Genomic DNA, 20,050 nt, shown 5'->3' with positions numbered 1-20,050 from the left:
CAGTGTGGGGTTCGTGACCCTGGATTTGGCTCACAAACCCCACACCTCGCTGGCTGACCAGCCAAATGGGAGGGGACTGTGTTTCCCCGCGCTGGGGGATGTGGCCGGCTGGACGATCGGGTTGGCGGCGGTACGGCCCTTCGCGGCCGTGTGATGTGCAAGCTCGACAGGTAGTGCACCGGCGAGACGCTGTACGCTCGGACGCGTTCACGCTCAGGTGCACTACCCGGCCACCCGATACATCCTGTCGAGCTGCCTCTCTTCGTCAGCGCTAGAGGTCGGTGTGGCCCAGTTGCGGTGAGGCGGTGAAGGTTGCTGTGGGGGTTTCGAGGACTTCTAGTTCGAGTACGACGAGGTTGTTGGTGCCCTGCTCCAGGAGAGGCGCCGGCACGTAGAGGGTTTCCTGGGGGCCGCGGCGCCAGTAGCGGCCGAGGCAGAAACCGTTGATCCAGGCGATTCCCTTGCCCCAGGCATCGGTTCGCAGGAACAGGTCGGACTCGCCGTCGGTCTCGAACGTCGCGCGCCACGCGGTCGGCCCGATGCCGAGCGCGGACGGCGTCGGACCGGCCGAGTGCCACAGTTGCGGAACCCTGTCGAGGTCGATCCCGCGGGCGGTCCAGCCGGTGAGTTCCTCGGTGCCGACGCGGACCGGCCCGATGAGGCCCTTGGGCTCACCGATGCGAGGACCGTAGTTGACCCGGCCCTGGTCCTCGACGACGAGCTCGAGCCGGCCGCGGGTGTGGGGGAGCATGATCGCGCGGTCGTGGCGTTCGCGTTCCAGGATGCCGACCGGTGCGCCGTCCAGGAACACCTGCACGCGGTCGCGGACCTCGCCGAACGTCAGCAGCGCCGGCCCACCCTGACGCAGCTCGGTCCGGAAGATCGCAAGCCGTACGTCGAGATCGTCGAGCGTCGGCAGTTCCTGATGTTCCGAGCAGGTGCCGGGCAGGCCGGAGAGGAGCCCGATCGGATCGGACAGCGCGACGGTGAACTCCGGCGCGGCCGGCTTCGAGGACGGCACGGCGTCCGGCACCGGCGCGTACCGCGAGATGACCTCCCGGAACGCGTGGAACTTCTCCGTCGGATTCCCCGCCTCGTCGAGCGGTGCGTCGTAGTCGTACGACGTCACGGTCGGGCGGTACACGCCCTTGTCGTTGGCCCCGCTCGACAGTCCGAAGTTCGTACCACCGTGGAACATGTAGATGTTGACCGACGCCCCGGCCGCGAGCAGCGCGTCGAGCTCCGCGGCGGCATCGGCCGCGCTCGTCGTGTGGTGGCGTCCACCCCAGTAGTCGAACCACCCGTCCCAGAACTCCATGCACATCAGGGGCCCGGTCGGCTGGTGCTTCCGCAGCGTTTCGAGCCGCGCCGTGACACGGGAACCGAACGACGCTGTCCGCAGTACGCCGTCCAGTCCGCCGGCCGCGAGCATCGAGTCGGTCGGCTGATCCACCGTAACGAGCGGAACGGTGACGCCGGCGTTCCGGATCACGTCGGCCAGCGCCTTCAAGTAGGTCTGGTCGTCCCCGAACGCGCCGTACTCGTTCTCGACCTGCACAAGCAGCACCGGACCGCCCTGATCGATCTGCAGCGGCCGGACGATCTCCACCACATTCTGCAGGTACTGCGTGACTGCTGACATGAACGCCGGCTCATAGCGGCGTACCCCGGCCCTGACATCGGTACTGTCGTCGCGGAAGAGCCACGCCGGGAGCCCGCCGTTGTCCAGCTCCGCACAGATGTAAGGCCCCGGCCGCACGATCGCGTACAGCCCGGCGGCCGCGACCTCGCGGAGGAACCGCCCGAGGTCGAGCATCCCGGACGTGTCGAACACGCCGGGGCGCGGGCTGTGCGCGTTCCAGGGGACGTAGGTCTCGATGGTGTTGAGCCCCATCAGCCGCGCCTTCTCGATCCGGTCCGCCCAGGTGTCCGGGTGCATCCGGAAGTAGTGCAGGGCGCCGGAGATGATCTGCAACGGACGGCCGTCCAGGACGAAGTCGGACTCACCGATGGCGAAGTCAGGCATGGGCTCTCATCTCTTGTTTACGTAAACATCTCTGACAGTAACCGGACCGGCTTGCGACTGTCCACCCGAAATCAGCGGCGGGTACGCCGACGCTTGCGGGGTGCTGCCGTGCTCTGCCGGACGATCAGCGGCGCGGGCACCGTGCCGTGGTATCCGGTCAGCTGCTCCCGCCCGCCGAGCTGCCGCATGATGACCTCGACGAGGTCGTGACCGATCTGGTGGAACTCCTGCCGGACCGTCGTCAGCGGCGGCCAGAGGTGGGCGGCGAGGTCGATGTCGTCGAACCCGACGACGCTCACGTCGTCCGGCACCCGGCGGCCGGCCTCGTGCAGTGCATGGATCAGGCCGGCTGCCATCTCGTCGTTCGCCGCGAAGACCGCCGTCACGTCGTCGCGCTTCGCGATCTCGCTCCCGATCTTGTAGCCCGCCTCCGCGGACCAATCACCGCCGAACGGCTCCGGGACCTCCCGCCCGGCCTTGACCAACGTCTGCTTCCAGGCGGTCGCCCGCAGGTCCGCAGGGCCGGAGTCGCTTGGCCCCGCGATGTGGTGGACGGTCGCGTGCCCGAGATCCAGCAGGTGCTGGACCGCGGCGCGGCTGCCACCGACCTGATCGGCGCCGACCGCCGGGTGGTGCCCGATGAACCGCGAGTCGGACACCGCGACCGGCATGGTCGGCGGCAGCGCCAGAGCCGCCGGGGTCGCGGTCTCGGCCCGGATGATGATCAAGCCGTCGATCGCCTGGTGGCTAAGGTGCTGCACGGCCTCGCTGACGTCGCTCGAGGACGGACTCTCGACGTCGACGAGGCTCACCGAGTACCCCTCCTGCCGGGCGGCCTCGATGACCGCCTCGATCGTCTTCGACTCACCGGTCCGGATGACCTGGTGAGCGATCAGACCGATCGACCGGAAGTTGCCTCGGCGCAGGGCCCGGGCGGCGAGGTTCGGTGCGTACCCCAGTTGCCGCATCGCGTCGAGTACCCGTTCCCGGGTTTCGGCCTTGACCGGCTCCGAGCCCGTGGACACGCGTGACACGGTCTGCGACGAGACACCGGCCAACCGGGCGACGTCGCCGATGGACGGTCCCGACTTCGGGTGTCCCTTGGACCCGCGGCGCGCATCCCTGACCTCGCTCGACATGGCATCAGCATAGGTGGAGCGCTTAGGTGGCGCGGGCGATCATCAGCCAGCTGACCTGGATGTCGGGCGACCGGGTGGGCGCGATCGACACCGTGATCTTGCCGTCTGCCCCTACCGTGACTCCGCCGTACGACGCTGCGACGCCGGTCGCGGTGAACAGGCGTTGCTGGTCCACGACGGACCCGTTGACGGTCACCTCGGCCGCGCGGTTGGCCCACGGCCAGATGTCGTAGTAGCCCGCGTGGACCGTGTACGTGCCCGGCTCGAGGCCTTCGAACGTGTAGACCAGCGGCTCGTGGTTCTTGGCGTACCGCAGCGTCGTGTAGAGGTCGCCAGTCCCGGCCGGCGCGCTCGAACCTGTGTAGCCCCATACCGTGCCCGTCACTGGATCAGTTCCCAGCGGTTGCTCCGGTGCCGAGTTGAGCAGCGGCTGTTCGGTCGACGCGACCTGGGTCAGACGTGTCCAGTCGGGTGTCGCAGTCCCGCCTGCGTTCACGGCGTACCGCAGACCGTGTGGCACGACCACCACCGAGCGGGTGAACGTCCTGCCGTCCGCCAACGTGCCGCGGAGCGTCGCGGGTCCCGGTTGCGCGATGGTCGAAGGATCCCAGGTGACGGCCAACTGCTGTGATCCGCGGGCGGTCGTTACGGTGACGGTTGTCGGCAGTGTGCTTGTGTCGTTGAGCCAGACGTTGTCAGGGATGGCGCTCGTGACGGTCCAGCGGGTGTACGGCGTGAGGTCGCTCAACTTCCACTCGGTGTCCGGGCCGATGGTGAGCGCGCCGCCTTCGCCGAAGCTCATCGGCATCCAGACGTACGGCGCGTTCGCGAGATCGTCGGGGGTCCACCGGTCGCCCATGAAGACGAACTTGTTGTGCTTCTGGTCGACCGGGATCACGTTGGTGCTCTGCGACCGGTAGGTGTTCGCCGCGCCGTCGCCGGTGATCGGGTTCCCGCGGTCGGTGAACTGACCCAGAACGTTCTGCGAGGTCGCGTAGCGCGCCGGGTTCGGATCCCAGCCGGTGGCTCCCGACGTCACCAGGTAGTAGGTGCCCTCCGACTTGAACATGGCCGGCGCCTCACGCTGGTTGCAGGCGAGCGTACGGACGAAGTCCTTGCCAGGTACAGCGTTTTCCGGCGCCGCGGACAGGTACGTGTACGACCTGTTCAGCTTGGAGATGTACATCGTCCGGTTCTCCTCGGAGGAGTAGATGATGTACGCCGTACCGTCGTCGTCCACGAACAGGTTCATGTCCCGCGCCATCCCGCCGGCCGGGTCGAACGCGGATCCCGTACCGCACCACGGCACCGAGTCGCTCGGCACGCGGTTCAGGCGGTACGAGTCGATCCAGCGGAACGGGCCCTTCGGTGAGTCGGCGATCGCCACCCCGGCCTCGGCGCGGGCGTACGTCGACGTACTGGTCGGCGACGACGGGCCGTCGGAGTGCACCCACATGATCCACTTGCCGGTGCTCTTGTTGTAGATCACCTTGGGGCGTTCGAGGATCGACGGACGCGCCCAGCCGTCGGTGCGGACGCTGTTGGTCGACAGGTCGCGCCAGACGACGTCCTTCTGCGCGGGCGTGTACTTCTTGTAGAGCTTGGAGAAGTACGGGTCGTTCTCGAACTGGTCGGGGGAGTTCATCGCGCGGAGTGCGAGTCCCTCGTCCTTCCAGTTGTAGAGGTCGTACGACGAGTACAGGTGCACACCCGGGCTGTCGTAGTAGCCGGCGCTGCGATCCTCGCCGTACCAGTAGTAGATGCGCCGACCGCGCTGGTCCTTCGAGGGGACGACCTGGCCGCCGTGGGCCTGAACGACCTTGCCGCTCATGTCCAGCCAGGGTTGGCCGGGGCGGAAGGAGCTGTACGCCGACGGCTCGGCGGAGTTGGCCGGCGTCGCCAGCAGACTGACCCCGACTGCGGCGAGCACCACGCTCGCCATGGTCCCAATCGCTCTTCGCTTCACAGGCTTACCTCCGGGCGGGGAGAATGTTTACGTAAACAGAATAGGCGTCCTGATTACAGCGCTTCGCTCATCCGGCGTCAAGAGCCCACCTGCCCGAGCTCTGCACTAGTCTGTTGCAATGATTGCAATAGTTGTCGCGGCGGTGTTCTTCGCCGGCATGGGGATCTACGGGCTCGTCATGCCCGCGGCGCTGGTGCGGCCCTTCGGGATCGTGGCGGCGGGCCCGGACGCGCGCAACGAAGTACGTGCCGTGTACGGCGGGTTCGGGCTCGCGATTGGCGGCCTGCTCATCGCAGCGGCGCTCGACGAGGAGATCCGGCGCGGCGCGGTGATCGCGGTTGCGGTCGCGCTGGGCGGTATGGCCGCGGGGCGGCTGATCGGCGCGTTGCGGGACCGCCCGCGGGCGTTCTACCCGTCCTGGTTCTACTTCTGTGTCGAGGTCATCCTCGGCGGAGTGCTGTGGTTCGCAGTCAGTTGAGCCGCGCATTCGGCGGCTAGTGCGACTGCGAGGGTCTCCGCGGTGTCTGTGTCGTGTTCAGGGACCAGGTGATGGATCGTGCCGGAGGCGTGCAGGTCGGGGGCGGTGATGTGCTGGGCGGCGGCGAGCTCCGAGGCGTGGCCAGTGTCGCCGTACACGATCGCGCTGGCTCCCTCTGGCGGCAGTGGCGCGAGCCAGGCGTGCTCCGCCGCGACGACGGTGGTTGCCGGGAGCAACGCCAGTGCGCCGCCGCCGGTGCCTTGGCCCAGGAGAATCGACAGGGTCGGCACGGTCAGGGTCGTCATCGTCGAGATGCACAGCGCGATCTCGCCGGCCAGGCCGCCTTCCTCCGCGGCGCGGGAGAGTTCGGCGCCGGCGGTGTCGATGACCGTGACGAGTGGGAGGCCGACGGTCTGCGCGAGGTTCATGCCGCGGCGCGCCTGGCGTAAGGCGGCCGGACCCATCGGCTTGGTCTGGGTGCGGTCCTGGCCGACCAGCACGCACGGTCGGCCGTCGAGTCGAGTCAGTGCGACGAGGACGGCCGCATCGGGTTCGGTAAGTCGGAGCGTGCCGGTGGCCCCGTAGCGGAGGAGCTCGCGGACTCCGGCGCGGTCCGGCTGACGAGTACGCAGTACAGAGGTCCAGGCGTCGACAGGGCCAGCGGCTCCGGTACGGCGGGGGAGCGTCGGAGCGACCGGGGGATCGACGAGGACTCCGAGCGCCCGGTCGAGCAGGAACGGGAGATCGCTCGTCTCGACAACGCCGTCGATCACGCCGTGCGCGGCGAGGTTCTCGGCCGTTTGAACGTCGGACGGGAACGGTTCGTGGTGGAGGGCTTCGTACACCTTGGGTCCGAGGAAACCGATCAACGCACCGGGCTCGGCGACCGTGACGTGGCCGAGCGAGCCCCACGAAGCAAAGACGCCGCCGGTCGTCGGATGCCGGAGATGGACGAGATACGGGAGGCCCGCCGCGCGGTGGTCCATCAGGGCCTTCGAGATGGTGATCATCTCGACGAAGGCGGCGGCTCCTTCCTGCATGCGGGTCCCACCGGACGCGGTCGACGCGACGATCGGCAGCCGTTCGGCGGTCGCGCGCCGTACTGCGGCGGTAATCCGCTCCGCGGCCACCCGGCCGATCGACCCGGCCAGGAACGCGAACTCGCTGACCAGGACGGCGACCTGTCGACCACGCACCGAGCCGCGGCCGGTGATGACCGACTCGTCCGTCCCCGCCCGCTCGGTAGCCCGCCGCAACTGCTCCTGATAGGCGTCGTCGGCCGACTGAGTACCCGGCCGATCCCACGACTGGAAGGATCCTGCGTCGAGCACGGCGTCGATCAGGCCGCGGGCGCTCATTCGTTCAGCCAGGCCCGGATCGAGGCGCCGTGCTCGTCGAGCGTCGGCGGCGGCCGGTGATCACCTCGGGTCGTCTCCTGCGATCCGTCGAAGAACCGCAGCGGCGGCCCGGGCAGTCGCAGCGGCCCGAGCGTCGCGTGCTCGACGTCGATCAACAGACCCTGACTCGCGGTCTGGTCCCAGGTGTACACCTCGTCCAGACTCCGGACCCGGCCCGCGGGGATGCCGGCCCCGGCGAGTTTCGCGAGCAACTCCGCACTGGTCAGACCAGCGAACGCCGCCTCGATCACCACGATCAAACGGTCCCGGTGCGCCACCCGGTCGGCGTTCGTGGCCAAGCCGTCCGTGTCGAGTTCGAAGGCCGCGCTGAACCGTTCCCACAGCCCCTCGCTGCCCACCGCGATCTGCACCGCACCGTCAGCGCAGTGGAACAGTCCGTACGGCGCGATCGACGGATGATGATTGCCCTGGGCCGCCCCGACCTCCTCCGCCACCGTGTACCGCGTGCCCTGGAACGCGTGCACGCCGACGATTGCCGCGAGCAACGACGTACGGACGATGCATCCCGTGCCGGTCGCCGACCGTTCGTGGAGCGCCGCGACGACGCCGTACGCGCCGTACATCCCGGCCAGCAGATCCCCGATCGGTACGCCGACTCGCTGCGGGTCATCCGGCCCCGACCCGGTCAACGACATCAGCCCCGCCTCACCCTGGGCGATCTGGTCGTACCCGGCCCGTCCGCCTTCCGGTCCGTCATGGCCGAAGCCAGTGATCGACAGCACGATCAGACGTGGATTGCGTTCGCGCAACAGGTCGAGGCCGAGGCCGAGCCGATCGAGTACGCCGGTCCGGAAGTTCTCCACCAGTACGTCGGCCCGATCGATCAACCGGAGTACGACGTCGCGATCGGCGTCGTCCTTCAGATCCAGCGTGATGGATTCCTTGTTGCGGTTGGCGGACAGGAAGTACGTCGACTCGTCGCCGGCGAACGGCGGCCCCCAGCCGCGGGTGTCGTCACCGCGACCGGGGGCCTCCACCTTGATCACGCGCGCGCCGAGGTCGCCGAGCATCATCGTGGCATGCGGCCCGGCCAGCGCCCGGGACAGATCCACGACGAGTACGCCGTCCAGCTGACCCATCCGCGTCACCAGCCCGGGAGCACTAGCGCAGCCCAGACCAGCAACGGACCGGCCGCGACCACGATCACGCTGTAGGTGAGAATCTGCTTGTAATACACGGGTTCTGCGATCGTGTCCGGCCGGTTCGCGAGCATCAGCGCACCGTTGGTCGAGAACGGACTGACGTCGACGATCGTCGACGCGACCGCGAGCGCCGCGACGAACAGGCCCGCGCTGATCCCACCGTGACCGATCAGCGGTACGGCGATCGGGATGATCACCGGCAGCAGCGCGGTCGACGACGCGAACGCCGACACGACACCGCCGACGTAACACAGAACGAGCGCACCGATCACAGCCGCTCCGAGTCCGGCGGCCCACTTGCCGACGAACTGCGGCGCACCGGATTCGGTGAGAATCGCGGCGTACGTGCTGACACCCGCGACCAGCAGCACCGTCGGCCAGGCAACCTGCTTGATCGCGTCCTTGTGCTCGGTCGGCGACAGGATCGCGAGCAGTACGGCGGCGGTGATCGCGACGAACCCGATGTTCTTGTCGAACACGAGCGCCACCACGGCCACGCCGACGAAGGCGATCAGCGTCAGCAGTTGATCCCGCTGTACGCCGCGAGCAAGCGTTCCGGTCGGGGCCGAGGCGCCGGTGCCGCGCGCGGTCACGGTGGCGCCGCCCTGATGCAGGTCTTCGGTGAGGTCGTCCGAACCGTTCGGGTCGACGCGCTGGTTCATCAGCTTCCGGCCGCCGAGCAGGATGAACAGGATCGTCGCCATCACCAGGTTGACGACGAGGCTGGACAGGAAGACCGTCAGCTCGCTGGACGGCAGCTTGGCGTCCTCCATCACCGAGTTGGTGATCGTGCCGTAGATGCTGATCGGCGAGAATCCGCCGCCCTGGGCGCCGTGCACGACGAACATGCCCATCATCAGCGGATTGATCTTGTACCGCGCGGCGAAGCCGAGCGCGATCGGCCCGATGATGGCGCACGCGGCCGGGCTGGCCGCGCCGATCGCGGTCAGTGCGGCGGTGACCGCGAACATCACCCACGGGATCAGTGCGACCCGGCCGCCGACGGCCCGGACCGCACTGGCGACTATCAGGTCGACGGTGCCGTTGTTCTTCGCGATCGCGAACAGATAGGTGACGCCGATCAGCGTGAGGACCAGGTCGCCGCTGACGCCGGCCAGGATCTCCTTCTCACTGAGGTGCAACGAGTACACGCCGACCAGCCACGCCGCGACGTACGCGAGCGCGCCCATGTTGATCGGCAGGACCGTACCGACGACGAACAGCGCGACGAGCGCCAGGATCGCAACCCACTCTGGTCCCATGACGAGTCCTTCTTCCGGGGGCGGGGACTGTGCTGGTTGAGGCACAGATCACAGTGGTGGCTCAGTGGCCTAGCCAATAGCCCAGTGGGCCACTTGTCAATAAGCTGTCTGCATGGAGTCGCCGCCTGCTCGTCCTACACCACCCCGACCGGTACCGCGGTCCCGCCTGTACGAGCAGGTCGCCGACCAGATCAGCACTTGGATCATCGAGAACGGCCTGCTGCCGGGCGACCGGCTACCACCGGAGCGGGAGCTGGCCCAGCGACTCGGTGTGAGCCGCGCGACGCTGAGCCAGGCGCTGGTGGCACTCGAGGTCATCGGTGCGGTGGTGGTTCGACACGGCGACGGCACGGTGCTGACCGAGCGGGCCCGGACCGCGCCGGTGATCGAGGCGATCCGCGCGCACGCCGACCGGCTGCCCGAGATCATCGAGGCCCGTGACGCGCTCGAGTCGAAGCTGGCCGCGCTGGCGGCGTCCCGACGTACGGACGCCGACCTGACGGCGATCCGGTCGGCGCTGGAGACGATGGAGCGCGACATCGAGGCAGGTGGCCGGGGCGTCGAGGGCGACGAGGCGTTCCATGGAGCGGTGACTGCGGCCGCGCGATCGGAGTTGCTGGCACAGATGATGATCGCGATCCATGACCTGATCCGGGAGACCAGGCTGGAGTCGTTGTCCCAGCCCGGCCGGCCGCGCGAGTCGCTCGCCGGGCATCGGAAGGTCGCGGATGCGATCGCCGACGGCGATCCGGAGGCTGCTGCTCTGGCCATGCACGAGCACGTGATGCTCGTGTCCGACGTCGCGTTGCTGCGGGACAGGCCGTGACGGGTGTCGAGCATCTGGCGATCATCGCGGCCGGACTCGGAGCCGGTGTGCTCACGTCCACCGTCGGCGTCGCGTCGCTGATCAGCTTCCCGGCGTTGATCGCGCTCGGGATTCCGCCGGTCGTGGCGAACGCCTCGAACACGATCGGCCTCCTGCCCGGCGCGCTCAGCGGCTCGTTCGGGTACCGTCGCGAGCTGCGTGAGGTCTCCCGCCCCACGACGATCGCGGTCGTGCTGACGTGTGCGATCGGCGCGATCGGTGGCGCCGTACTGCTGCTTGCACTGCCGCCGGGCGTGTTCGCCGCGGCGGCACCGTGGCTGATTCTCTTCACCTGCCTGATCGTCGGCGTCCAGCCGTGGATCTCCCGCTGGCTGCGCTCCCGGCACGAGGGACCGCAGGAGACGCGGACGACGATGACGCCGACGACAACGTTCTTCGCCGCTCTGACAGGCGTGTACGGCGGGTACTTCGGCGCCGGTGCGGGCGTGATGATGATGGCGGTACTCGGCCTCGGCCTGGACCTCGAGCTGCGCGTCGTGAACGCCCTCAAAACCCTGTCCCTACTGGCCGCGAACCTCGTCGCCAGCATCATCTTCGTCTTCATCGCCGACCTGAACCCGACCGCGATCGTGCTGCTCGCGATCGGGTCCGTGGCCGGCGGGTACGTCGGTTCGCACATCGGCCGACGACTGCCGAGCGGACTGCTCCGCATCCTGATCGTGATCGCCGGCATCACCGCCGCGGTGCTGATGCTCCGCTGACGACGGACCGGCCCACTGGTTTCAAAATCCCGCGATCGACGTACACGGTGCTGTCCCGCAGCGGTCATCTTCCACAGCTTGAGACCCCGGAGGAGCTGCTTGGGCCGCTTCGGATAGGTTAGGCTTGCCTAACTTACTGGGAGTGATGATGAGGGATCTCCGCCTTGCCATGGTCGGGGCCGGCCCGGCCGGCATCTATGCGGCTGACATAGTGACGCAGGAACACCCGGGTGCGCACGTGGATCTGATCGAGCGCCTGCCCGCACCGTTCGGGCTGGTGCGGTACGGCGTTGCGCCGGACCATCCCCGGATCAAAGAGATCGTGAAGGCGCTGCAGCGCGTCGTCCGCCGGGACCGGATCAGGTTCGTCGGCAACGTCTCGTACGGCGTCGACCTGAAACTCGACGACCTGCGCCGGTACTACGACGCGGTCGTCTTCGCCACCGGGGCGATGGCCGACCGCCCGCTCGACATCCCGGGGATCGACCTGCCGGGCAGCTACGGCGCGGCCGACTTCGTGAGCTGGTACGCCGGGCATCCCGACGTACCGCGGGACTGGCCGCTCGAGGCCCGTGAGGTCGCGGTGATCGGGGCCGGCAACGTCGCGCTCGACATCGCCCGGATGCTGGCGAAGCCGGCCGACGAGCAGCTGAGTACCGAGATCGCCGACAACGTCTACCAGGGGCTGAAGCTCAACCAGGCGACCGACGTCCACGTCTTCGCCCGGCGGGGTCCGGCGCAGATCAAGTTCACGCCGATGGAGCTGCGGGAGCTGTCGCACTCGCCGTCGGTGGACGTGATCGTGCACCCCGAGGGTTTCGAGATCGACGAGGCGAGCCAGGCCGCGATCAACGCCAGCAAGGGCACCCGGCTGGTCGTCGACACGTTGCTCAAGTACGTCGAGGCCGAGCCGACCGGCGCGCCGCACCGGATCCACATCCACCTCTGCCACACACCTGTCGAGGTCCTCGGGGACGACCGGGTCGAGGGCCTGCGGACCGAGGTCACGCAGTTGCAGGGGGACGGCACAGCCAAGGGCACGGGAGAGTACGTCGATACGCCCGTGCAAGCCGTGTACCGCGCAGTCGGCTACCTCTCGTCCCATCTGCCGGAGATCCCGTTCGACCACCAGGGTGGCGTGATCACCAACGACCGGGGCAGGGTCCTCGACCTGGACGGCGTACCGCTGCCGGGGCTGTACGTCACGGGCTGGGTCAAGCGCGGCCCGATCGGGTTGATCGGCCACACCAAGTCCGACGCGGCGGAGACGATCGCGAGCCTGCTCGCGGACCTCGACACACTGCCGCAGCCCGAGATCCGTGATCCACAAGGGATCCTGGAACATCTCGTGGCCCGCGGCGCGACCGTGATCGACTCCGATGGCTGGGCGCGCCTCGACGCCCACGAGATCGCCCTCGGCGAAACATCCGGCCGCGAACGCATCAAGGTCGTGCCCCGCGAGGACATGATCAGGGTCGCAACGGCTGACATCTCTGGGCCCGTCGCACCCCGCCCGGTGGCTGTGAACAGGTAATAACTTGTTCACGGCCACCGCAACGCGGGCCCTCGACCGTCAAGGGCTTCGGCGGTTGAGGGTCAGCGGGTGACGCGGTCGACGCGGCGGCCGGTGCGGTCGAAGAGGTGGATCTGGGACGTGTCGAGGGCGAGGTGGACGCGCGTTCCACGTGCCAGTTCGGTGTCGACCGGTAGTTCGACGACCAGGTCGGCGCGGCGATGGGCGGCGCCGTGGATCTCGGGCGGGGGAGCGGCCGGCGCGACCAGCCCGAGCCGGGAGCGGACCCTGGTCAGGAACGACGGCGCCGGTTCGGCCGCGGGCGACGCGTGTGCCGGTGCGACACGGCCGATCTTGTCGGGATCGACGACCTCGATGCCGCACTGGACGAACGCGATCGACTGCTGGCCGTGGAACTCGAACGCGCGGATCGTTCCGCTCAGCTGGTTCGGCGCGTCCTCGGTCGTGATCAGGCTGAACGCGCTCGAGCGGGCGCCGACGATCACCTCGGCGCCGTCGTGGTGCCGCAGGATCAGCGACCGGCGATCGGTGGGGTCGAGCTGGATCGACTGGCTGCCGAGGTCGAGGGCGACCCGGTGGTGCGCTATGACACGCACGGTCGCGGCCAGCAGATTGATCCGCGGGGTCCCGAGGAAGCCGGCCACGAACGCGGTCGCGGGGTCGTTGTAGACCTGCGTCGGCGTACCGACGTCCTCGATCCGGCCGTCGCGCATCACCGCGATCCGGTCGGCCAGCGTCAGCGCCTCGACCTGGTCGTGCGTCACGTAGAGCGTGGTCACGTTCAGGTCCCTGGTCATCGCGCCGATCTCCTGCCGGAGCTCGGTGCGCATCGTGGCGTCGAGGTTCGACAGCGGTTCGTCGAGCAGGAACACCTGCGGCCGCCGTACCAGCGCCCGGCCGATCGCGACCCGCTGCCGCTGACCGCCCGACAACGTGCGCGGCATCCGGTCGAGCACCGACTCGATGCTGAGGATCTGCGCGAGCCCGGCCGCGGTGGACCCGGCCTGGGCGTCGTCCTGTCCGGCGATCTGCAGCGGGAACATGATGTTTTCCTGCACTGTCCGGTTCGGATACAGGGCGCCGGTCTGGAAGACCATCGCCACGCCCCGCTCGCGTGGAGCGAGCCGGGTCCCGAGGATCCGCCCGAACCAGACCTCGCCGGCGGTCACGCGTTCGAGGCCCGCGATCATCCGCAGCAGCGTCGTCTTCCCGCACCCGGACGGCCCGAGCAGCACCATGAACTCGCCGTCGTCGACCTCCAGCGACAACTCGTCCACGGCCAGGTGTTCGCCCTCGAACACCTTGGACACCGCGTCGAGCCGGATCGCCGTCATGTAGGCCTTATACGGGAAACTCGGGTTCACCGGCAAGAACTGGGCACTTTGCGAACTGATTGCAGTAGCAAGATCCAAAACTTAACTGTTGCTTCAGGCAATAAATCTGCCGTTGACAACGACGGTTGCGAGGTCGCCGACGGCGGCGTCCGGGGTGCTGGTCAACTGGACCAGGTCGGCGCGGGCGCCGACTTCCAGGCGGCCGCGGTCGTGGAGGCCGAGCAGGTCGGCGGGGGTCGTGGTGGCCATGGTGACAGCGGTTTCCAGGGGAAGTCCGCCGGGGCCGGTGGCCCAGCGGAGGCAGTCGAGGAGGGAAGCGCCGCTGCCGGCCAGGTACGGCGTACCTTGCAGGCGGAGGCTTCCGTCGGAGCCGACGGTGACTGCGCCGCCGACCGCGGTCCGGTAGTCGCTGGGAGCACACCCGGCCAGGGCTGCGGCGTCGCTGGTGAGGACGCAGCGCCCGGGTCCCTTGGCGCGGACCAGGGCGGCGAAGGTGTCGGCGGGGAGATGATGGCCGTCGGCAATCAGCCCCGCGGTGAGCGTGTCCTCCGTGAGCTGGGGCCAGATCGGGTTGTGGTGCCGGTCGATCTGAGCGGGCAGTCCATTACCGAGGTGGGTCGAGAGCCGTCCGCCGGCGGCCGCGAAGGCGTGGATGTCGGCGGCGGTCGCCAGCGAGTGCCCGACCGAGGGAACCACCCCGCTGCCCGTCCTGCTCGTCTTGACGAGGTGGCGGGTGAACTCGATGGCGCCGGTGCGTTCGGGGGCGAGGGTCATGATCGCGATTGCGCCGTCCGCAGCGGCCTGCCAGCGGTCGAACTCGTCGGCATCCGGGTCCCGGATCACGGCCGGGTCGTGCGCGCCGCGGGCGCCCTCCGCGGACGAGATGTACGGGCCCTCCAGGTGCAGGCCCGGTACGCCGTACGCCACGTCGGGATCGGTTCCCCGCGCGGCGGCCGCACGCTTGACGAGCGTCGTCGTGGTCGCGTCGTCGGCGGAGATGATCGTCGGGTAGACCGTTGTCACCCCTTGGCCCCACAGCGCGCGGACGAGGTCGGGCAGGTCGCTCGCCGGGCGCGACGGGTCGTTGACGTCCAGACCGCCGTACCCGTTGAGCTGGATGTCGACGAGGCCGGGGATCAGCAGCAGGTCCGGGGCCGACGGTGCGTCGGTGATTTCCTCGATCCCGTTTGCTGAGAACCGCACCCGCACACCGCGGCCGGCGGCGGTGCGACCTTCCAGGACCTCGCTCATCAGATGCGGCCTCTCCTCGGCGTCACGTGCAGGTCGATCATGCCCCACGCCGTTAGGCCGGTCGGCGGATTGGGTATTGGTGAGAGGTGGCTCGGGCATGGCTCATGGCTGGTACGGCGTTCTGCTCGCTGGTCCTGGTGGCCGCGTGTGGAGGACCGTCCACGGGCGGATCCCGGACCACGCCGGCGCCGACAGCGCCTACAACGACTGTCACCCAGGCTCCGGCGAGTACGGCGGTGCAGACGGGAGTCGTGCCCAACGTGGTCGGCCTGAACCATCAGCTGGCTCAGGACACCATGCAGGCCGCGGGGTTCTACTACCTGACCGAAGAGGACGCCACGGGCCAAGGGCGCTTGCTGATCAACGACCGGAACTGGGTGGTCGTCTCGCAGGAGCCGCAGGGCGGGACGCAGGCCGCATCCGACGCCAAGATCGTCCTGCGCTCCAAGAAGATCGGCGAGTAGCGGCTACAGGGCGGTTCGGAGTTGGCGGCGGGAGGTGATGCCGAGCTTCGAGAACGTCTTGCGGAGGTGCCACTCGACGGTTCGCGGGCTGATGAAGAGCTGGGCGGCGATCTCCGGGTTGGTCAGGCCGTCGCGGGCCAGGCCGGCGATCTGGGCCTCCTGCGCGGTCAGGTCGTTGGTGGTCTCGGGCGTGCGTTTGCGGACCGTCTCGCCGGTGGCGAGCAGTTCGTGGCGGGCGCGTTCGGCGAAGGCTTCGGCACCGATATCGGCCAGTTGCTCGTGAGCGGTGCGGAGGTGCGCGCGGGCGTCCTGGCGGCGGCCTTCGCGGCGCAGCCATTCGCCGTACAGCAGCTCGGCGCGGGCCGACTCGATGCGCAGACCGGTCCGGCTCAGGTGGTCGATCGACGCACGGTACGCGTCCTCGTCGTTGCTGAGCAGCGCTCGCGCGCGGGCCTCCATCCCGCGACCCCAGTCCGACGGCGTGGCGGCGAGGCGCTCGTTCAGCCAGGCCAGTGCGGTCTCGACCAGCTTGGTGTCGCCGGTCCGCGAGGCGGCCTCGGCCAGTTCGCCGATCACGAGTACGCCGTACGCGACGACGTCCTGCTCGAACACCTGCAGCGCCGCGTCCCGCGCCGTCTCGTAGCGGCCGAGGCCGTTGTTCAGCAGTGCGCTCGTGTACGTCGCGATCGCGGTCATCCGGCCCTGGTCCTGAGCCCGTGCTTCGCGGATCATCGCGTCGATCAGCGCGGTCGCCTCGGCCTCGTTCCCGCGGAGCGCCGCCAGTTGCATGCTGCCGATCCCGAGCACGCGGTTGCCGGTCGCCGCGGCGATCTGTCGCTCTTCCTCGACGTACGCCGCGGCGGCTGCGAGGTCGCCGGTCATCGACACCACGTTGGCCCGGAAGTTCAGAACCCACTGGAGCTGGACGAGCGCACCGCTGTCGCGGGCGACCCGTTCGTGCCGTGCGGCCAGTTCGAGCGCCGCGTCGAGGTCCCACACGTCGATCGCGACGATGCCGCTGGCTCGGCTGCCGGCCAGCCACAACCAGCCGCGGGCGTCCTCGGCGTCGTTCTCGCTCTGCCGGGCATGGTCGACGGCTTTGACGAGTTGCGGTGCGGCAGCGGCGTACCCGCGGGTGAAGCGGAGCGCGAGCGCCTGCAGGAGCAGGTCGCCCGGCGGGTCCGACGCCGCCGGCGCGGGTGCGGCGGACGCGGCCTCACCGAGGATCCCCGGTGTGTCCGGGCCGCTCGCCCAGATCGCGGCCGACATCGCCTCGAGGTACGCGACGCGTGCCTGCTCGTGGTCGAGCGGATCCAGCTGCTTCGCGGCGACGACCAGCATCCGGGCTGCCTCCGTCGCGTGTCCGCGGTCGAAGGCGATCTCGCCGCGCAGGCGCATGACCTCCGCCTCGCGTACGGCGTCTGCTGGGCCAGCGGATGCAGCGCCGAGCAGGTCCAGTGCCTCGTCGAGTGCACCGGCGCTGCGCTTTGCGGTGGCGGCGGCGAGTACGCGGTCGGCTCGGAGACCTGGGTCGATCGTCAGCGCGGCCGATCGTTCGAGGAACGTGCCGGCGGCGAAGAACCCCCCGCGTGCCTGTGCGCGCTGCGCGGACCGTTCGAGTTCGGCAGCGACGCTCTCGTCGGGCGCCATGGTCGCCTGCGCGCGATGCCAGGCCCGGCGGTCGGGGTCGGTCTCGGGATCCGTGACGTCCGCGAGTGCCCTGTGCACGGCCAGCCGTTGCTGCGGTGTGGCCGTCCGGTACGCCGCGGAGCGCACGAGAGGGTGCCGGAACCGGATGTGCTGGCCGAACGTGATCAGCCCGGACTCGATCGCGCCCGCGGCCGGGTCAGCGCCGAGCCCGAGTTGCTCGGCCGCCCGCCACAACAGCGTCGGGTCGCCGAGCGGTTCGGCGGCCGCGGTCAGCAGGAGCAGCCTGGTGTCGGTCTGCAGCGCTTCGAGGCGCCGTACGAACCCGGCCTCGAGTCTGCTCGTCAGGGTGTCGGCGGTGAGGCCGTCGGCCAGCTCTGCCGCGGTCCAGGCGCGGGGAAGTTCGAGCAGCGCGAGTGGGTTGCCGCGGGTTTCGGCCACGATCCGGTCGCGAACCCGGGGGTCGATCGGTCCGGGGAGCACGGACTCCAGCAGGGCGCGCGCGTCGGCGTCGTCGAGGCCGCGGATCTCGAGTTCGGTGAGCCCGGTGAAGGCGTGCTCGATGCCGTCGCGGACCGCGAAGACCATCGCCACCGACTCGGCCCCGAGCCTGCGGGTGACGAACGCGAGGATCCGGGCGGACATCAGGTCCAGCCACTGCGCATCGTCGACCACACACAGCACGGGCCGCTCGCCGGCCGCGTCGGCGAGCAGGTTGAGGACCGCGAGACCGATCAGGAACTTGTCCGGGGCCGGGCCGCTCACCAGGCCGAACGCCGTACCGAGCGCGTCCCGCTGCGGCGCCGGCAGCCGGTCGAGGTGGTCCAGGAACGGCTGGCACAGCTGGTGGAGACCGGCGTACGCGAGCTCCATCTCGGACTCGATCCCGGCGGTTCGGGTGACACGGCAACCGTCGGCCCCGGCGGCCAGCGCGTCCAGGAGGGCTGACTTGCCGACCCCGGCCTCTCCGGTGAGCAAGAGCACCTGGCTGCGCCCGGCCTTCGCTTCGCTGACCAGTCCGCTCAGTACGTCGGTCTCCCGCCGCCGGCCACGGAGCGCTCGATCTGCCATCCCCACGCCGGTCAGCCTAGCCGGGGGCCTCGTCTCACGTGTCGAGCAGTTGGAGCGCCTGGGTGATCGAAGCGGTGACCGGCGCACCTGTGGATTGCAGGGCCTCCAGGGTCATGGCGCCGGTGGTGACGAGCACGCAGCGCGCGCCGGCTGCGTGGGCGGCCTCCGCGTCGTCGACGACGTCTCCGATCAGTACTACGTCGGACGGGTCGAGCTGCTGCGCCTGCAGATGGCGGATCAGGCTGTCGGCCTTCGAGCCTCCACCTACCTCGCCGGGCAGTCCGTCGACCCGGGTGAAGTACTGCGTGAGGCCGTAGTGCTCGACGGTCGGTGTGAGCCGCGAGTGGAACCACATCGACAGCAAGGACTGAGTCCGCCCGCCTGCGGCGCAGGCCCGCAGTACGTCGTGCGCCCCGTCAGCGAGCTCACACGTGGGCAGGAGCGCGTCGTACCGGTCGTGGTAGAGCTTGTCGACCTGCGCCCACTCCTCCTCGTCGAGCGGGCGCTGCAGGATCTGCTCGTACGAGAGCCGCATCGGCCGCGCGTACGCCGCCTGCCACTCGACCCAGCTCAGCTCGGCGCGCCCGAACCCCGCACAAACTCCGTTGACGGCCGCCAGTACGGCGTGATTGTCATTGAGGAGTGTCCCGTTCCAGTCCCACACCACATGCTTCACCGGGCAACTCTAACGATCGGAAGGTAACGCGGTGACCGAATTCCGGCAGGCGGCCGAGGTCGCGGACGGCTTCCACACCGAGGTGATCGCACCTCTGGTCGGGGATGTCGACTACGCGGCAGGACTGCTCGGGTGGGGCTCTGACGTCCTCGGGTACGACACTGCTCGCTCGACGGACCACGGGTGGGGGCCGCGGCTCGTCGTACTGGTCGACGCGGACGAGGTCGAGCGGGTGCGTAAGGCTGTCGACGACGGGCTGCCGGACGAGTACGCCGGATACCCGGTCCGCTTCGGCTGGGACAGCTACGAGCCTCGGCACCACGTGACGGTCACGACCGTGGGGGACTGGTTGCGGGGGCAGATCGGGTTCGACGCGTCGCAGGGGATCGGGGTCGACGACTGGCTGGTCACGCCACAGCAGCAGCTCCTGGGCGTCGTGGCGGGCCGGGTGTACGCGGACGACGGGCGGCTCGCACAGGTGCGTGACGCGCTGGCCTGGTACCCGGACCAGATCTGGCGGTGGACGCTCGCCTGCCAGTGGTCCCGGCTCGCGCAGGAGGAGGCGTTCGTCCAGCGCACGCACGAGGTGGCTGACGAGCTGGGGTCACGTGTCGTAGCTGGTCGGCTGGTGCGGGACCTCATGCGGCTGGCGCTGCTGCAGGCGCGGACCTATGCGCCGTACAGCAAGTGGCTCGGTACGGCGTTCGCTCGCCTCGGTCACCCCGACGGGCTCGACGCGGCGCTGGCAGCCGCGGTGGCAGCCGAGTCGTACGCCGATCGCGAGCAGGCGCTCGTCACGGCGTACGAGCTGGTCGCCGGTCGCCACAACGCGCTCGGGATCACCGACGAGCTCGACCCGGCGCCGCGGCCGTACTTCGACCGGCCCGCCCAGGTGCTCCAGGCCGAACGGTTCGCGGAGGCGTGTCTGGCGACCGTGTCCGATCCACAGTTGCAGAGCTACGGGCTGATCGGGTCGATCGACCAGTTCGCGGACAACACCGACGTACTCAGCAACCCGGCCGCGTTCCGGAAGCTGATCGCTGTCTATCGTTGAC

Annotated in this window: 16 protein-coding genes; 6 read left to right on the top strand and 10 right to left on the bottom strand. The window is 69.3% G+C overall.

What is annotated here, in order from left to right:
• Nucleotides 1-271: 271 nt before the first annotated feature.
• From OHB24_RS38510 to OHB24_RS38500, 3 genes are all read right to left on the bottom strand, one after another.
• Nucleotides 272-2,026, bottom strand: a complete 1,755-nt coding sequence (locus OHB24_RS38510; protein ID WP_327635880.1) for a glycoside hydrolase family 35 protein — start codon at nt 2,024-2,026, stop codon at nt 272-274.
• 71 nt (nt 2,027-2,097) lie between these two features.
• Nucleotides 2,098-3,165 carry a LacI family DNA-binding transcriptional regulator gene (locus tag OHB24_RS38505; RefSeq protein WP_327635879.1) on the bottom strand — a complete coding sequence of 356 codons (1,068 nt, stop codon included), beginning with the start codon at nt 3,163-3,165 and terminating at the stop codon, nt 2,098-2,100.
• A 22-nt stretch (nt 3,166-3,187) separates the two neighbouring features.
• On the bottom strand, nt 3,188-5,107 hold the full coding sequence (locus tag OHB24_RS38500; protein WP_327635878.1) for a glycoside hydrolase family 43 protein: 1,920 nt from the start codon (nt 5,105-5,107) through the stop codon (nt 3,188-3,190).
• Nucleotides 5,108-5,249: 142 nt separating this feature from the next.
• Between OHB24_RS38500 and OHB24_RS38495 the strand changes: the two genes are divergently transcribed.
• Nucleotides 5,250-5,609, top strand: a complete 360-nt coding sequence (locus tag OHB24_RS38495; RefSeq protein ID WP_327635877.1) for a DUF4345 domain-containing protein — start codon at nt 5,250-5,252, stop codon at nt 5,607-5,609.
• Here OHB24_RS38495 and OHB24_RS38490 read toward each other — a convergent pair.
• The 3 genes from OHB24_RS38490 to OHB24_RS38480 are packed head-to-tail and all read right to left on the bottom strand — an operon-like array spanning nt 5,555 to nt 9,431.
• On the bottom strand, nt 5,555-6,967 hold the full coding sequence (locus tag OHB24_RS38490; RefSeq protein WP_327635876.1) for a carboxyl transferase domain-containing protein: 1,413 nt from the start codon (nt 6,965-6,967) through the stop codon (nt 5,555-5,557). The genes OHB24_RS38495 and OHB24_RS38490 overlap by 55 nt on opposite strands.
• Nucleotides 6,964-8,106 (bottom strand): CaiB/BaiF CoA transferase family protein, encoded by a 1,143-nt coding sequence (locus tag OHB24_RS38485; RefSeq protein WP_327635875.1) that lies wholly within the window; start codon nt 8,104-8,106, stop codon nt 6,964-6,966. The genes OHB24_RS38490 and OHB24_RS38485 overlap by 4 nt, the downstream gene beginning before the upstream one ends.
• 5 nt (nt 8,107-8,111) lie before the next feature.
• The gene (locus OHB24_RS38480) at nt 8,112-9,431 is read right to left on the bottom strand and encodes an SLC13 family permease (protein ID WP_327635874.1); all 1,320 of its coding nucleotides are present in this window, start codon (nt 9,429-9,431) and stop codon (nt 8,112-8,114) included.
• Between the two features lie 112 nt (nt 9,432-9,543).
• Between OHB24_RS38480 and OHB24_RS38475 the strand changes: the two genes are divergently transcribed.
• From OHB24_RS38475 to OHB24_RS38465, 3 genes are all read left to right on the top strand, one after another.
• Nucleotides 9,544-10,257 (top strand): FadR/GntR family transcriptional regulator, encoded by a 714-nt coding sequence (locus OHB24_RS38475; RefSeq protein WP_327635873.1) that lies wholly within the window; start codon nt 9,544-9,546, stop codon nt 10,255-10,257.
• Nucleotides 10,254-11,018: a sulfite exporter TauE/SafE family protein gene (locus OHB24_RS38470; RefSeq protein ID WP_327635872.1), complete on the top strand. Its 765-nt coding sequence runs from the start codon at nt 10,254-10,256 to the stop codon at nt 11,016-11,018. Before OHB24_RS38475 ends, OHB24_RS38470 begins: the two co-directional genes overlap by 4 nt.
• Before the next feature lie 148 nt (nt 11,019-11,166).
• On the top strand, nt 11,167-12,552 hold the full coding sequence (locus tag OHB24_RS38465; RefSeq protein ID WP_327635871.1) for an FAD-dependent oxidoreductase: 1,386 nt from the start codon (nt 11,167-11,169) through the stop codon (nt 12,550-12,552).
• A 62-nt stretch (nt 12,553-12,614) separates the two neighbouring features.
• Here the strand turns inward: OHB24_RS38465 and OHB24_RS38460 are convergent, their stop codons facing one another.
• A complete protein-coding gene (locus OHB24_RS38460; protein WP_327635870.1) occupies nt 12,615-13,886 on the bottom strand; it encodes an ABC transporter ATP-binding protein in 1,272 nt (423 codons plus the stop codon).
• A 93-nt stretch (nt 13,887-13,979) separates the two neighbouring features.
• Nucleotides 13,980-15,137 carry an N-acetylglucosamine-6-phosphate deacetylase gene (locus tag OHB24_RS38455; RefSeq protein WP_327635869.1) on the bottom strand — a complete coding sequence of 386 codons (1,158 nt, stop codon included), beginning with the start codon at nt 15,135-15,137 and terminating at the stop codon, nt 13,980-13,982.
• Between the two features lie 86 nt (nt 15,138-15,223).
• On the opposite strand from OHB24_RS38455, the gene OHB24_RS38450 reads away from it, so the two are divergent.
• A complete protein-coding gene (locus OHB24_RS38450) occupies nt 15,224-15,601 on the top strand; it encodes a PASTA domain-containing protein (RefSeq protein WP_327635868.1) in 378 nt (125 codons plus the stop codon).
• Nucleotides 15,602-15,604: 3 nt separating this feature from the next.
• Here OHB24_RS38450 and OHB24_RS38445 read toward each other — a convergent pair whose 3' ends face one another.
• Both OHB24_RS38445 and OHB24_RS38440 read right to left on the bottom strand, forming a co-directional pair.
• Entirely contained in the window at nt 15,605-18,319 is a 2,715-nt protein-coding gene (locus OHB24_RS38445; protein WP_327641153.1) for an ATP-binding protein, read from the bottom strand.
• 34 nt (nt 18,320-18,353) lie between these two features.
• Nucleotides 18,354-18,995, bottom strand: a complete 642-nt coding sequence (locus OHB24_RS38440; RefSeq protein ID WP_327635867.1) for an HAD family hydrolase — start codon at nt 18,993-18,995, stop codon at nt 18,354-18,356.
• A 31-nt stretch (nt 18,996-19,026) separates the two neighbouring features.
• Here OHB24_RS38440 and OHB24_RS38435 point away from each other — a divergent pair, with 31 nt between their 5' ends.
• Entirely contained in the window at nt 19,027-20,049 is a 1,023-nt protein-coding gene (locus tag OHB24_RS38435) for a DUF4037 domain-containing protein (protein ID WP_327635866.1), read from the top strand.
• Nucleotide 20,050 lies beyond the last annotated feature (1 nt).

The organism is Kribbella sp. NBC_00482, from assembly GCF_036013725.1.
Lineage (GTDB): Bacteria > Actinomycetota > Actinomycetes > Propionibacteriales > Kribbellaceae > Kribbella.
This window is presented reverse-complemented; position numbering and strand designations above follow the sequence as displayed.

Excerpts from the sequence above, each read along its gene's own strand:
- OHB24_RS38460 (WP_327635870.1), bottom strand. The coding sequence starts at position 13,886 with ATGACGGCGATCCGGCTCGACGCGGTGTCCAAGGTGTTCGAGGGCGAA.
- OHB24_RS38490 (WP_327635876.1), bottom strand. The coding sequence starts at position 6,967 with ATGAGCGCCCGCGGCCTGATCGACGCCGTGCTCGACGCAGGATCCTTC.
- OHB24_RS38500 (WP_327635878.1), bottom strand. The coding sequence starts at position 5,107 with ATGGCGAGCGTGGTGCTCGCCGCAGTCGGGGTCAGTCTGCTGGCGACG.
- OHB24_RS38465 (WP_327635871.1), top strand. The coding sequence starts at position 11,167 with ATGAGGGATCTCCGCCTTGCCATGGTCGGGGCCGGCCCGGCCGGCATC.
- OHB24_RS38510 (WP_327635880.1), bottom strand. The coding sequence starts at position 2,026 with ATGCCTGACTTCGCCATCGGTGAGTCCGACTTCGTCCTGGACGGCCGT.
- OHB24_RS38495 (WP_327635877.1), top strand. The coding sequence starts at position 5,250 with ATGATTGCAATAGTTGTCGCGGCGGTGTTCTTCGCCGGCATGGGGATC.
- OHB24_RS38485 (WP_327635875.1), bottom strand. The coding sequence starts at position 8,106 with ATGGGTCAGCTGGACGGCGTACTCGTCGTGGATCTGTCCCGGGCGCTG.
- OHB24_RS38505 (WP_327635879.1), bottom strand. The coding sequence starts at position 3,165 with ATGTCGAGCGAGGTCAGGGATGCGCGCCGCGGGTCCAAGGGACACCCG.
- OHB24_RS38475 (WP_327635873.1), top strand. The coding sequence starts at position 9,544 with ATGGAGTCGCCGCCTGCTCGTCCTACACCACCCCGACCGGTACCGCGG.
- OHB24_RS38445 (WP_327641153.1), bottom strand. The coding sequence starts at position 18,319 with ATGGCAGATCGAGCGCTCCGTGGCCGGCGGCGGGAGACCGACGTACTG.
- OHB24_RS38455 (WP_327635869.1), bottom strand. The coding sequence starts at position 15,137 with ATGAGCGAGGTCCTGGAAGGTCGCACCGCCGCCGGCCGCGGTGTGCGG.
- OHB24_RS38480 (WP_327635874.1), bottom strand. The coding sequence starts at position 9,431 with ATGGGACCAGAGTGGGTTGCGATCCTGGCGCTCGTCGCGCTGTTCGTC.